This is a genomic window from Nonomuraea ceibae (assembly GCF_019396325.1).
Classification (GTDB): Bacteria; Actinomycetota; Actinomycetes; order Streptosporangiales; family Streptosporangiaceae; genus Nonomuraea; species Nonomuraea ceibae.
Genome location: NZ_JAHKRO010000020.1, coordinates 1 through 12,571 on the forward strand (window position 1 = coordinate 1; position 12,571 = coordinate 12,571).

Below are 12,571 nucleotides of genomic sequence, written 5' to 3' on the forward strand. Positions count from 1 at the left end.
CCGACCCCGCCCCCCACCCTGCGCAGGCGGCGGCGCGGCGTGCGCCGGGCCAGCGTGGCGCGTGCCGAGCCGTCGGCGCCCGCCGCCAGCGGTTCGTACGGCTGCGCGGGAGCGCCATTCATTGCCGTGTCCATCACCGTGGCCCGCATGCGGGTCAGGCGGTCGGCGGCGGGCTCGGGGGCGTCGGCGCGCATCTCCTGGAGCAACCGCAGGTCATCCATGGTCTGCCTCCTCGGCGATCTGGGTCGGGTCCGTGCCGCCCAGCGCGGCACGGGTCTTCTTCCTGGCCCGGTGCAGCCGGGACCGCACGGTCCCCACCGGGATGCCGAGCGCCACGGCCACCTCCTCGTAGCCGAGGTCCGCCCAGGCGATCATGAGCAGCACGTCCCGCTCGTCCGGGGTGAGGGCGGCGAGCGCGCGGGCGAGGTCGCGGTGCGCGGCGGAGGCCGACACCCGTGACTCGACGCGCTCGGCGTAGCTCTCGGCCACCTCGTCGACGCCGGTCCTGGCGAGCGCCTGGTAGGCGCGGACCTCGGCGCGGCGGTGCTTGCCGACGAGGTTGGCGGCGATGCCGTACAGCCAGGGCCGCGCGTCGGCGTGGCTCAGGTCGTAGCGGTCGCGCCGCCGGAAGGCGGCCAGGAACGTGTCGGCGACGACGTCGTCGGCGAGCGAGTCGCCCAGACGCCGGGTGACGTAGCGGTGCAGGGCCGGAGCGTGCCGGTCGAACAGGGTGGAGAAGGCCGCCGGTTCCTGCCTGGAGCGTTGGATCACCTCGGCGTCGGTGGACACGCGTGCAGTGTCCGTGATCAAACTCGCCCCCTTTCGTCGGGTGTCGTCACCTGCTATCACCCGGACGAGGAAGACGGGTTCTCACGAGTTCGCGTGGCGCAGCGCCTCTTCGTAGGTGTCGAAGACCTCGAAGGCGTTGCGCAGCCCGGTGATGTAGAGGACGCGGGCCATGACGCCCTGCACGCCGCCGAGCAGCAGGCGGGTGCCGCGGGCCTCGCACCGGTGCATGATGTCGACGAGCTCGTTGAGGCCGATCGAGTCGCAGAAGCCGACCCCGGCCAGGTCGATGATGAGGTAGGGGGTGGGCGCGATCTCCCACACGCGCTCCAGGTGGTCGCGCAGGATGAGCACGGCGTCGCCGTCGACCTCGCCGTCGAGCCGGACGATGACGGCGTTGCGCGAGAGGCCGGAAGAGACGCTCAGCAGTGACTTTCCCGTGGCCTCAGACGACATCGGCAACGTCCTTCTCATCTCCCAAGGCGGCCAAGGTCAGTGTTGCCTCATCCGTACGTGCTCTAACGGAAGGTCACGACTCTGTCGCCAAACGAACAGAGTCGCGCAGCGTGACGGTCACCGGCCGGGGCCGGTGACCGTCAACTGACCTGGCGGGCGCTCAGCGGCGCTGGGTGGCCCACTGGCGGATCTTGTCGATGCGCTCCTGGATCTGCTCGGCCGTCGCCTGGGCGATGGCCGGGCCGCCGCAGGCGCGGCGCAGCTCGGAGTGGATGACGCCATGGGGCTGGCCGGTGCGATGGTTCCAGGCGCCGACGAGGCCGTTGAGCTCGCGCCTGAGCTCGGCGATCTGCTCGTGCGGGGCCAGCGCGGGAGCCCGCTCGGCGGGCTGGGCGCGCTTGGCGGCCTGCTGCTCGGACTGGCGCTTGCGCAGCAGCGTGGCGACCTGGTCGGGCTCCAGCAGGCCGGGCAGGCCGATGAAGTCCTCCTCCTCGGCGGAGCCGATCTCCGCGCCGGTGCCGAACTCGCCGCCGTCGAACAGGACCCGGTCGAACGTCGCCGACGTCTCCATGGTCTCGAACGGCAGCTCGTCGCCCAGGACGTCGGGGTTGTCCTTCTTGCGGTTGGCGTCCTCCAGGAGGCTGTCGTCCAGGCCGTCCTCGGGCGGCCTGCGGTTGAGCACGTGGTCGCGCTCGACCTCCATCTCGTTGGCCAGGCCCATGAGCGTCGGCACCGACGGCAGGAACACCGAGGCCGTCTCGCCGCGCTTGCGGGCCCGCACGAACCGGCCGACGGCCTGGGCGAAGAACAGCGGGGTCGAGGTCGAGGTGGCGTAGACGCCCACGCACAGGCGGGGGATGTCGACGCCCTCGGACACCATGCGGACCGCGACCAGCCAGCGGTCGCCGGACGCGGCGAACTGCTTGATCTTCTTGGACGCGCCGGGGTCGTCGGAGAGCACGACCGTGGCGCCCTCGCCGCTGATCGAGCGCAGGTGGCGGGCGTAGGCGCGGGCCGTCTCGTGGTCGGTGGCGATGACCAGCCCGCCGGCGTCGGGCACGCCGCGCCGCACCTCGGTCAGGCGCCGGTCGGCGGCCTGCATGACCTGGCGGATCCAGTCGCCCTTGGGGTCGAGCGCGGCCCGCCACGCCTGGGAGAGCTGGTCCTTGGTGAGCGGGGTGCCGAGCGTGGCTGCCAGCTCGTCTCCGGCCCTGGTGCGCCACTTCATCTCGCCGGAGTAGGCCAGGAAGATGACCGGCCGCACGACGCCGTCGTCGAGCGCCGGGCCGTAGCCGTAGGAGTAGTCCGAGACGCTGCGCTTGGCGCCGTCGGCGTCCTCCTCGTAGGTGACGAACGGGATCGGGCTGTCGTCGGAGCGGAACGGGGTGCCGGTGAGCTGGAGCCTGCGGGTGGCGGGCTCGAACGCCTCGCGCACGCCGTCGCCCCACGACTTGGCGTCGCCCGCGTGGTGGATCTCGTCGAAGATGACGAGGGTCTTGCGGGCCTCGGTGCGCGCCCGGTGCAGCGCCGGGTGCATGGCGACCTGGGCGTAGGTGACGGCGACGCCCAGGTAGTCGCGGCTGGTGGCGCCCTGGCTGTTCTTGAACTCGGGGTCGATGCTGATGCCGACCTTGCCGGCGGCGTCGGCCCACTGGCGCTTGAGGTGCTCGGTGGGCGTGACGATGGTGATCGCCCGGATCACGCCGTTGGCGATCAGCTCGCTGGCGATGCGCAGGGCGTAGGTGGTCTTGCCCGCTCCGGGGGTGGCCACGGTGAGGAAGTCACGCGGCTCGCGCCTGAAATACAGGTCGAACGCCTGCTGCTGCCAGGCCCGGAGCTTGGGGGCGGTGCCCCACGCGGCCCGGTCCGGATAGGAAGGCGACAGGTGGGATGCGGCGAACGTGCTCACCGCATCACCTCTGGGGTTCGTGTGCTTCGCTCTCTCACAGTGACCCAAGAGTAATCGGGCTCACCGACAAGACGTGCCGTGCATCGTCGATCCTGGCCAAGCCGCCCCAGGAGTGGTATGGGCGGGTCGCGGCATATCGCACGCTGGCGAGCACGGTGTCCACGACCTGCCTGCCCGTCTCGTCCTCGGGCTGGAGCAGGCCGACGAGCAGCGCCGATCTGCCGTTCTCGGTGACGAGTGTCACGCGCAGGTAGGCGGGCCGGTTCACCACGTCGTCGTACTCGGCCCGCAGCGCCCTGGTGTGCCCGAGGGCGAGCGGCTCGTCGGCGACGACGGTCACCCGGTCGCCCTTCAGGAGCAGCTCGGAGTAGCGCTCGGCCGCCTCCTTGACCGCCCCGGCGGGGTCGGCCGGCGCGCCGGTGACCGGTCTGGCCATGACGAGCGCGCCCCCGCCGGGCGCCCTGGCGACCGAGGTGAACCCGGTGACGGGCGGCACCTTGCCCTCCTGCCATCCGGCGGGCAGCGCCAGCCGCACCCCGGCGATGGTGTCGGTGAGCGGCGCCCCCGCGCCGCCCGGCGCGGTGATCCGCAGCACGACGGCGGTCAGCCCGGCCACCGCCGCCACGGCCACGGCCGCGCCCAGCACGGCGCGGCCCCACCGTCCTCCCGCCAGGCCCCGCAGGAGGGCCCACACGCGGCGCAGGGCGCTGCGCCGGACCCGGGGGCCGCCTGGGGCGGCCGGAGCGCCGTAGAGGCGGGCGGAGGGCGGCAGGGAGTCCCACGCCTGGCCGACCGGCTCCTCGGGTTCGAGGCCGCGCGTGGCGGCGCGGGCGGCCGGGTCCCACAGCTCCTCCGGCTCGCCTCCGCGCCTGCCGCCGTGCCCGCCGCCGTAGGGCCGCCTGCGGTGATCACGCTCCATGGCACCTCCTCGTGCCGCAGTCGTATCACCGCAGGGCGCGGGGCTTCAGGCGTTCCGTGATCGCTGTGGCGGAAGGGGCAGAATCACCTTGCCGCGACCCGTGAGGACAGCAGCAGGGCGGCGACCGCGATGGCCGCCATGAGCCCGCAGATCACCGCGAACCCCCACACGAGCTCGGCCGGGCCGTGCCCGATGAGGTTCACCAGCGCGCCGCCGATGCCCAGCGTGAGCGCGGAGCCCAGCATGTCGGTGACCGAGAGGGCCGCGCTGTTGGCGCCCTGCTCGCTGACCGGCGACTGCTTGAGCGCGGTGACGTTGACCGTGGTCAGCCCGAGCCCCATGCCGAACCCGGCCACCACCCAGGCCGGCACCGCGATCCAGCCGGTGACGCCGGGCAGCACCGCCAGGACCGACAGCGCGATGCCCACGGTCACGCAGGCCGCGCCGAACCTGATCCGCCGGTGCGGCTCGGCGGTGCGCCTGCTCTGCAGGTACGAGCCTGCCGACCAGCCGAGTGCGCCGGTGGTGAGCGCGAGGCCGGCGGCGCCGGTCTCGAACCCCTTCACGTCGTGCAGGGCCAGCGGGATGAAGCCGTTCACCCCGAAGAACGCGGCGGAGAACAGGCCGCGCATCATCACCGTGGTCGGCAGCCCGCGACCGAACCGCAGCGCGCCCTGCGGCAGCAGCCTGACGAGCCCGTACAGCAGCAGGGCCAGCCCGCCGGCGCACGCGAGGCCGCCGATCAGGGCGGCCTTGTGCACCGTGTCGACGCCGTACAGGAGCACGCCGGCGCCCAGGGCGGAGGCGGAGGCGGCGACGGTCATGGCCACGGGCCGCGAGCGCGGCCCCTCGCCGGGCGAGGTCTCCTCGTCGGAGGGACGCCTCTTGAGCGCCGGGACGAGCATGACCAGGGCGGGCAGCACGAGCGGGATGATGCCGTAGAACACCCAGCGCCAGCCCCAGGTGTCGCCCACGAAGCCGGCGACGGCGGGGCCGACCATGGCGGGCACGACCCAGGCGGCCGACAGCGCGGCGAACACGCGGGGCCGCATCACGGCGGGATAGACCCGGGCGATCATCACGTAGAGGGCCACGATCGACGCCCCGGCGCCCAGGCCCTGCACGGCCCGGGACACGAGGAACAGCATCTCGTTCACGGCGGCCCCGGCCATGCCCATGCCGACCACGAACAGCACCACGCCCGCGACGAACGGCAGCGCGTAGCCTCGCCGGTCCGACCACAGGCCGGCGACCACGTTGGCGAACAGGCTGGCGATGAGGAAGGCCGAGAAGCTGACCCCGTAGATCTCCTGCGCGTCGAGGTCGGCGGCGACCTGCGGCATGACCACACCGACCGACATGCCCTCGAAGGCGATCAGGGTGACGACGAGGAGGATGCCCACGGTCGCCACCCGGTACGGATGGCTGAAGATGCGGGGGATCTCGTGAGGGGCATCTAGTGCGTTTGGTGCTGTCACCCGGACATCGTAGGGCGCACCCGGTATGCCGCCCACATCTGGCGCATACGCAGGCCCTGGCCCGCGGTGAACTCGCGCATGCACCGGTCCTGCGCGTAGTCCATGAAGTTGTGCACGCCGTCGAGGCCCGGCGCCGCGCAGGTGTCCTGCTCCACCGGGCATCCCTCGGTCGGCCCGGCCTGCGCGGGGGTGTCGGCCACGCCGTCGCCGGGCTCCTCGCAGCCGTTCTCGAAGGTGTGGAACAGGCCCAGCCAGTGGCCGATCTCGTGCACGCCGGTGTAGCCCTGGTCGTAGCCGTCGAGCGTGCCGCCGGGCAGGCCGCGCCAGTCGATCACCACGCCGTCGAGCCGGGGCTGGGACTCGTACCAGTAGGGGTAGGAGGAGAAGCCGAGCACCAGGTCGCCGGGCTGGGCGAGGTAGAGGTTGAGCGTCTCGGGCCCGCCCTTGCGCAGCGACGTCTTCATGGCGCGCTCGTGCGCGATCGGCGCGGTGAACCAGGCGGCGTCGCGGGTGACGGCGATGCCGTCGAGGCGGAAGCTGACGCCGGTGTCGGCCCCGCCGAGCCGGCCCGCGTAGGCGTCGTTGAGCGTGGCGATCTGCGCCTTGACCGCCTTGGTGGTGGCCTTGGCGGCGCCGTCGGTGATGACGTGCACCCAGGTCGGCACCGTGATCCGGGCGGGCGTCCTGACGCCGCGCAGCCGCTGGGCGAGCTCGGCGGTGACCGCCGCCACGTCACCCGGCTTGGGCGCGCGCGGCTCGGGCGAGCGCGGATGACCGGCCGCGCGCAGGCAGCTCGACGCCGCCGCCGGCGAGGCCGGCGGCGTGAACCCGGCCGCGAGCACGCAGACGATCAGGACGGCGGCGCGCCGGGTCATGTGATCTCCCGTTACGGTAGGGGGCGGTCCGGATACGAACCGTAGCCCTCCCGTGGGCGATCACCGGTCAGCAACACTCACTGCTTGTCGTCACCCTCGCCGCCACCGGACGGCAGGCCCTCGTAGATCTCCTTGCACTCCGGGCAGACCGGATATTTCTTGGGATCGCGGCTGGGCACCCAGATCTTGCCGCACAGCGCGCGGATCGGCGTGCCCGTCACCATGGATTCGGTGATCTTGTGCTTGTCGGCGTAGTGGGCGAACCGCTCGTGGTCGCCGTCGCCGTGCGAGGTCTGCGGACGGGTGTCCTGCTCTGGAAGGATCTTCGTGCTCACCCCATCGAGTCTATTCCCGCCGCCGACCGCTCCCGCTCGTGAACAGCGATACGGCTCCCGTCCCCGGAGGGAAGGGAGCCGTACGGGAGAGTGCGTCAGCCGACGTGGACCGGCGCACCCTCGGTCTTGCGGCCGGCCTTGACGAACAGGGCCAGGACCGCGGTGAGCAGCGCGATGCCGGTGCTGACCAGGAAGGCCAGGTGCATGCCGTCCATGAACGCGCTGTTCACGGCCGGGCCCACGACCTGCACGAGCTGCTCGGGCGTGCCCGCCGGCAGGCCGCCGAACGCGGCCGCCTTCTCCAGCAACCCGAGTTGGTCCGGCGGGATGCTCGCGGCGGCCGGGCCGAGATAGCCGGGCAGCTTGTCGGAGATCTCACCGGCCATGACGGCGCCCAGGATCGCGGTGCCGAGCGCGCCGCCGACCTGCATGGCCGACTGCTGCAGGCCGCCCGCGACGCCGCTGAGCTCGACGGGCGCGTTGCCCACGATGACCTCGGTGGCGCCGACGAAGACCGGCGAGAGGCCGAAGGCCAGCACCACGAACGGGATCGCGCTCTCCAGGAACGAGGCGTCCATGCTGAGGCGGGACATCAGGAACATCGCGCCGGCGGTGACCACCAGGCCGGACGCCATCGTGATCTTCGGTCCGAGCTTGCCGATCATCATGCCGGCCAGCGGCGAGGCGACGATCATGCCGGCGCTCATCGGCAGCATGCGCAGGCCGGCGTCCAGCGGGCTCAGGCCGTGCACACCCTGGAAGAAGAAGCCCAGGAAGAACATCGCGCCGAACATCGCGAACGCGACCATCATCATCAGCACGGTGCCGATGGAGATCGAGGCGTTGGTGAACAGCGACAGCGGCACCAGCGGCTGCCGGGCCCGGCTCTGCCAGAAGATGAACGCGGCGATCAGCACCGCGAACGCGCCCATGAAGCCCAGCGTCGTGGAGTCGCCCCAGCCCCACTCGGGCGCCTTGATGATGGTCCACACGAGCGCGAACATCGCGCCCGACAGCAGCACCACGCCGCCCCAGTCGATGCGGTTGAGCACCTTGACCGGGCTCTCCTTGATCAGGAAGATGCCCATGACGAGGGCGATGACGCCCACCGGGGCGTTGATGAAGAAGACCGACTCCCAGCCCTGGTCCTGGACCAGCAGGCCGCCCACGATCGGGCCGGCGGCGCTGGACAGGCCGATGATCGCGCCCCACGCGCCCATCGCCTGGTTGAGCTTCTCGCCGGGGAAGGCGTTGCGCAGCAGCGCCAGCGCGGCGGGCTGCAGCAGCGCGCCGAACAGGCCCTGCAGCACGCGCAGCCCGATGAGCGCGCCGACCGGGGTGACGCCGGGCACGATGTCGGCGAGCTGCTGGCTGAGGCCGATGCCCACGGAGGTGATCGCGAAGCCGGCGACGCCGATGAGGAACACGCGCTTGTGGCCGAACAGGTCACCCAGCTTGCCCGCGGTGATCAGGAAGACCGCCAGCGCGAGCAGGTAGCCGCTCGTCACCCACTGCAGGTCGGCGAGCGAGGCGCCCAGATCGGACTGGATCACCGGGTTGGCGATGCCGACCACGGTGCCGTCGAGCATCACCATGATGACGCCGAGGCTGACCGCGAGCAGCACCAGCCACGGATTGGCGGCCTTCTCCCCCGGTGGTGGCGCCTCTACCACCTTCGTCTGTGCCATGAAGTCCCCCTAAACACATCCCGCCCCACACCGGGGCGTACGTCTCATAAGCCCGGGTAATCTACGTCAGAGTCTGCCAGATGACAAATGAGTTTTATTCGTCGCATCCTGACTTGTGTCATACTGTGACAGGAAGGTTTCGAGGGAGTGACGCCGGTGGGTCTGCGGGAACGTAAGAAGGAGAAGACGCGGCTCGCGCTGCTCGACGCCGCACTGGATCTGTTCCTCGAACAAGGGTACGACTCGACCACCGTGGAGCAGATCGCGGGGGCGGTCGACGTCTCCTCCCGCACCTTCTTCCGCTACTTCACCAGCAAGGACCACCTGCTGCTCTGGTATCACGACCAGGGCGAGGAGACGATGCTGGAGACGCTGGCCGCCAGGCCGCCCGACGAGCCGCCGTTCGCCGCGATGACCCACGCCGTGCGCGCGGTGCTGCGCGAGATGGAGCAGTCGACGACCGCCGACACCGAGAGGTTCCTCAAACTGCGGCGCGTCCTCGACGACAACCCCAACCTCGTCGCCTTCACGATCGCCCGGGGCATGGAGAGCGAGCTCCGCCTGGCCGAGGCGGTCGCCGCCCGGATGGGCGTCACCCTCGACGCCGGCCCGGTCCCGGCGCTGGTCGTGGCGTTCGCGATGTCGCCCATGCGCGTCGACTACGGCTGCGCGTCGGACGTCCTCGACCTCAAGCTCATGGTGCGCCGCGTCGAGCAGACCCTCCAGGTCGTGGAACGCTCGCTGCGGCCCGGCTGGGACGCCTAGTTCATCGGCCTAGTTCATCGGTCTAGTTCATCGTCGGGTCGTCCGGGCACGTGGCGACGAAGGCCAGCTCGCCCGGCTGCCGCCGCAGCACGTGACGCCAGAGCGAGCCCGGGTCGGTGTGGAAGGTGTCGCCCGCCTCGGAGTCGACGACGTACCAGGCGCCCTCGGCGATCTCGCTCTCGAGCTGACCCGACGTCCAGCCCGCGTAACCGGCGAAGATCCGCATCTGGGCGATCTCGCCCTGGAGGATCTCCGGCGGCGCGTCCAGGTCGACCGTGCCCAGCCGTGACACCGCCGGCGTGCCCGCGTGGAGGCGGCGCCAGCCCAGCGGCTCCTCCCCGCTCGGCACCGCCGCGAGCGCCAGCGCGCTGTCGGTCTGCACCGGGCCGCCCTCGAACAGCACCGGCGGGCCGGTCACCAGCGGGTCCCACACGGGCAGGACCTGCGTCACCGAGATCTCGCTCGGCCTGTTGAGAACCACCCCGAGGGTGCCGCCGTCGAGGTCGTGTTCGAGGATCAGCACGACGCTACGCCGGAAGTTGGGGTCGTCGAGGAGCGGCGTCGCCACCAACAAACCGCCGACGTAGATCGCCTCCGCCATACCTCCATCATGAGGGGTGAACCGGCCTTCCCGCTCCCCCGGTCCGGCGATGTTACTTTTCGTAGTCATATGGGCACGGTAGGTACCAAAGTTCGCGAACTCGGGAGGGTCACATGCGCCGTCTCGCCCTGGCAGGTCTGGGACTGCTCCTGGGTCTCATGCTCTTCCCTCCTGCGGCGGCGCCCGCCTGGCCGAAGCCCGACACCGGCGACCCCTTCACGATGAGCGTCGACCGCATCGGCTGCCGGGCCGGCACCGTACGCGTGACGCTGCGCAACCAGACCCGCCAGCTCGCCCGGTTCGACCTGCGCGCCGACTCCGCGACCGTGGCGACGGGCTCCATCCCCGCGCGCAAGGCGATCACCCGGCACGTGCGGATCCGGCACGGCGGCAGCGTCGAGATCGAGGCGTACTCGGTCAGCGAGAGCCACCCCGACACCCTGATCGACTCCACGCGGGTGCGTAACGACTGCCCCGGCGGCCGGCGTCACCTGCCCTTCACGGGGCCTCCGGTGGACCTGATGGGCAAGCTCGCCACCGCCGGCGGCATGGTGCTCACCGGCGGGATCATCTGGTGGTACGGGTCGCTGTGGCCCCGGTCGCGGCGGGACCCGTACTGACGCCGGGAACGGCGGGCTCCACACCGAGGCCGGGCACGCCCGGATCCGCGCCGACGCCCGCTGCGGCGGGGCCGGTGACGAAGGCGCCGGCCCGGGCCGCGATCAGGGCGACGGTCACGGCGCGCACCGCGGCCTCGCGGTCGACCGGCTCGCGCGTCACCACCAGGCGGTAATAGAGCGGCGCGGAGACGGCCTTGATGAGCTCCTGGCCGTCGGTGCCGGGCGGCAGGTCGCCGCGCGCGATCGCCTGGTCGGCCACCGTCGCCCACTCCGAGATGCGGCGCCCGTAGAAGGCGCGCAGCGCCGCGGCGGCGCCCTCGTCACAGGTGGCGGCCGCGATCACGGCCTGGAAGGTCGCGCCGAGGCGCGGGTCGTTGACGGCCTCCATCACGCTGATCGCGTTGGCCTCCAGATCGCCCTGGATGCTGCCCGTGTCGGGCGGCGGCGAGGACTGGGCGGCCAGCTCGGTCATGAGCTCCGTGACCAGCCCGGCCGTGGTGCCCCAGCGGCGGTAGATAGTGGTCTTTCCGATGCCTGCCCTGGTGGCCACCTGCTCCATGTTGAGGCCGTGGAAGCCGCGTTCGACCAGCTCGTCCTGGGTTGCCTGCAACACTGCCGCGCGCACCTTCGCCGTACGGCCGCCAGGACGGACCGTTCCCGCCAAACGGGACCCTTGTTCCATTAATTCTCCTCATGTGTTAAGGTCACGCCATCCTAATGGAACAGATTACCCGTTAAGGGGGATGACGTGACTGTGCTCGATGAGCGGGTGACCGATCGGATGAGCTCCCGGCAGCGCTTGGTCCTCGTGCTGCTGCTGGGCTCCCAGTTCATGCTCGCTGTTGACTTCTCCATTCTGAACGTGGCGCTCCCGGTGATCGGCGCCGGACTCGGGTTCGGCCTCGCCGACCTGCAGTGGGTGGCCACCACGTTCGCGCTGGCCGCCGCCGGGTTCACGCTGCTGTTCGGGCGGATCGCCGACCTGTTCGGACGCCGCCGGCTCTTCCTGGCCGGGATGGCGCTGCTCGGCCTGTCGTCGCTGGCCGGCGGGCTCGCCACCTCGCCCGGCATGCTGCTCGCCGCCCGCGTCGCCCAGGGGCTCGCCACCGCCGTGGTCACGCCCGCCGGGCTGTCGCTGCTCACCACGTCCTTCCCCGAAGGGCCGCTGCGCGCCAGGGCGCTCGGGCTGAACGGCGCGCTGATGTCGGCCGGGTTCACCTCCGGCGCGATCCTCGGCGGCCTGCTGACCGAGCTGCTGAGCTGGCGCTGGGCGTTCTACGTCAACGTGCCCGTCGCGCTGGCCGTCCTGGTGGCCGCGCCCGTCGTGCTGGCCGAGAGCCGGCCCGACCGCCGCCCCCGCATGGACGTGCTCGGCGCCGTCACGGTGACCGGCGGCCTGCTCGCCCTCGTCTACGGCCTCACCCGCGCCGGCGAGCACGGCTTCGCCGACCCGGTCGCGCTCGCCGGGCTGGCCGCCGGAGCGGTGCTGCTCGTCGCCTTCTGGTTCGCCGAGAAGCGCGCCGTCGCGCCCCTCGTGCCGGTCGCCGTCCTGGCCCGCCCCAGCATCAAATGGGGCAACCTGGCCGGCCTGCTCGCCTTCGCCACCGAGACCTCGCTCGTCTTCCTCATGACGCTCTACCTGCAGAAGGTGCTCGGCTACTCGGCGCTGGCCACCGGCCTGGCGTTCGGCGTGCTCGGGCTCGGCACCGTCGTCGGCGGCGTGCTCGCCCCGCGCGTGCTGGCCCGCGTCGGGCTCCGCAAGGCGCTGGCCACCGGCTTCGCCCTCCAGGCCGCGGCCACCGCGTCGCTCGCCCTGCTCGGCACCGCGCCCGGCTGGATCTGGCTGCTGCTGGCCGCCACCTTCGCCGGCGGGATCGGCAACATGGTGGCGATCGTGGCCTTCATGGTCACCGCCACCTCCGGACTGCCCGACTCCGAGCAGGGCCTGGCCACCGGCCTCGCCACCATGACCCAGCAGGTCGGCATCACCATGGGCATCCCGGTCATGAGCGCCGTGGTCACCGCCGCCATGGGCAGCGTGCTCCAGGGCGTGCTCGTCGCCGTGCTGGTCAACGCCGCCCTCGCCCTGGCGGGCGCGTTCATCCGCGTGGCCCGCTGACATCCCCATCACGGGCTCTC

14 protein-coding genes are annotated in these 12,571 nt (G+C 71.8%); 3 read left to right on the forward strand and 11 right to left on the reverse strand.

Translation table 11 applies throughout. From position 1 onward, the window contains the following. The 9 genes from KME80_RS15785 to KME80_RS15825 all read right to left on the reverse strand — a co-directional run. A partial coding sequence (locus tag KME80_RS15785; RefSeq protein ID WP_219505757.1) for a hypothetical protein occupies positions 1-221 on the reverse strand: 221 nt, incomplete at its 3' end. After that, on the reverse strand, positions 214-789 hold the full coding sequence (locus KME80_RS15790) for an RNA polymerase sigma factor (RefSeq protein ID WP_308125783.1): 576 nt from the start codon (positions 787-789) through the stop codon (positions 214-216). The genes KME80_RS15785 and KME80_RS15790, both read right to left, overlap by 8 nt. An 81-nt stretch (positions 790-870) precedes the next feature. Further along, a complete protein-coding gene (locus tag KME80_RS15795; RefSeq protein ID WP_219505759.1) occupies positions 871-1,242 on the reverse strand; it encodes an anti-sigma factor antagonist in 372 nt (123 codons plus the stop codon). 160 nt (positions 1,243-1,402) lie between these two features. Beyond that, positions 1,403-3,151: a DEAD/DEAH box helicase gene (locus tag KME80_RS15800; RefSeq protein ID WP_308125784.1), complete on the reverse strand. Its 1,749-nt coding sequence runs from the start codon at positions 3,149-3,151 to the stop codon at positions 1,403-1,405. A gap of 34 nt (positions 3,152-3,185) precedes the next feature. Next, positions 3,186-4,070: a hypothetical protein gene (locus tag KME80_RS15805; RefSeq protein WP_219505761.1), complete on the reverse strand. Its 885-nt coding sequence runs from the start codon at positions 4,068-4,070 to the stop codon at positions 3,186-3,188. Positions 4,071-4,153: 83 nt separating this feature from the next. Continuing rightward, positions 4,154-5,548: an MFS transporter gene (locus tag KME80_RS15810; RefSeq protein WP_219505764.1), complete on the reverse strand. Its 1,395-nt coding sequence runs from the start codon at positions 5,546-5,548 to the stop codon at positions 4,154-4,156. Continuing rightward, positions 5,545-6,423 (reverse strand): zinc metalloprotease, encoded by an 879-nt coding sequence (locus KME80_RS15815; protein ID WP_219505766.1) that lies wholly within the window; start codon positions 6,421-6,423, stop codon positions 5,545-5,547. The genes KME80_RS15810 and KME80_RS15815 overlap by 4 nt, the downstream gene beginning before the upstream one ends. 77 nt (positions 6,424-6,500) lie before the next feature. Then, positions 6,501-6,758 carry a DUF3039 domain-containing protein gene (locus KME80_RS15820; RefSeq protein WP_219505768.1) on the reverse strand — a complete coding sequence of 86 codons (258 nt, stop codon included), beginning with the start codon at positions 6,756-6,758 and terminating at the stop codon, positions 6,501-6,503. 95 nt (positions 6,759-6,853) lie between these two features. Further along, complete coding sequence (locus tag KME80_RS15825; RefSeq protein ID WP_219505770.1) at positions 6,854-8,446, reverse strand: DHA2 family efflux MFS transporter permease subunit; 1,593 nt, start codon at positions 8,444-8,446, stop codon at positions 6,854-6,856. Positions 8,447-8,602: 156 nt separating this feature from the next. On the opposite strand from KME80_RS15825, the gene KME80_RS15830 reads away from it, so the two are divergent. Beyond that, a complete protein-coding gene (locus tag KME80_RS15830) occupies positions 8,603-9,211 on the forward strand; it encodes a TetR family transcriptional regulator (RefSeq protein WP_219505779.1) in 609 nt (202 codons plus the stop codon). Between the two features lie 22 nt (positions 9,212-9,233). Here the strand turns inward: KME80_RS15830 and KME80_RS15835 are convergent, their stop codons facing one another. After that, positions 9,234-9,812 carry a YqgE/AlgH family protein gene (locus KME80_RS15835; protein WP_219505781.1) on the reverse strand — a complete coding sequence of 193 codons (579 nt, stop codon included), beginning with the start codon at positions 9,810-9,812 and terminating at the stop codon, positions 9,234-9,236. A gap of 113 nt (positions 9,813-9,925) precedes the next feature. Here KME80_RS15835 and KME80_RS15840 point away from each other — a divergent pair, with 113 nt between their 5' ends. Next, the gene (locus KME80_RS15840) at positions 9,926-10,432 is read left to right on the forward strand and encodes a hypothetical protein (RefSeq protein ID WP_219505783.1); all 507 of its coding nucleotides are present in this window, start codon (positions 9,926-9,928) and stop codon (positions 10,430-10,432) included. Here the strand turns inward: KME80_RS15840 and KME80_RS15845 are convergent. Further along, the gene (locus tag KME80_RS15845; RefSeq protein ID WP_308125785.1) at positions 10,380-11,045 is read right to left on the reverse strand and encodes a TetR/AcrR family transcriptional regulator; all 666 of its coding nucleotides are present in this window, start codon (positions 11,043-11,045) and stop codon (positions 10,380-10,382) included. The genes KME80_RS15840 and KME80_RS15845 overlap by 53 nt on opposite strands. Positions 11,046-11,180: 135 nt before the next feature. Between KME80_RS15845 and KME80_RS15850 the strand changes: the two genes are divergently transcribed. Further along, entirely contained in the window at positions 11,181-12,551 is a 1,371-nt protein-coding gene (locus KME80_RS15850) for an MFS transporter (protein WP_308125786.1), read from the forward strand. Positions 12,552-12,571 lie beyond the last annotated feature (20 nt).

Coding starts and splice junctions, on each gene's coding strand:
- KME80_RS15795 (WP_219505759.1), bottom strand. CDS start 1,242: ATGTCGTCTGAGGCCACGGGAAAGTCACTGCTGAGCGTCTCTTCCGGC.
- KME80_RS15815 (WP_219505766.1), bottom strand. CDS start 6,423: ATGACCCGGCGCGCCGCCGTCCTGATCGTCTGCGTGCTCGCGGCCGGG.
- KME80_RS15825 (WP_219505770.1), bottom strand. CDS start 8,446: ATGGCACAGACGAAGGTGGTAGAGGCGCCACCACCGGGGGAGAAGGCC.
- KME80_RS15840 (WP_219505783.1), top strand. CDS start 9,926: ATGCGCCGTCTCGCCCTGGCAGGTCTGGGACTGCTCCTGGGTCTCATG.
- KME80_RS15805 (WP_219505761.1), bottom strand. CDS start 4,070: ATGGAGCGTGATCACCGCAGGCGGCCCTACGGCGGCGGGCACGGCGGC.
- KME80_RS15835 (WP_219505781.1), bottom strand. CDS start 9,812: ATGGCGGAGGCGATCTACGTCGGCGGTTTGTTGGTGGCGACGCCGCTC.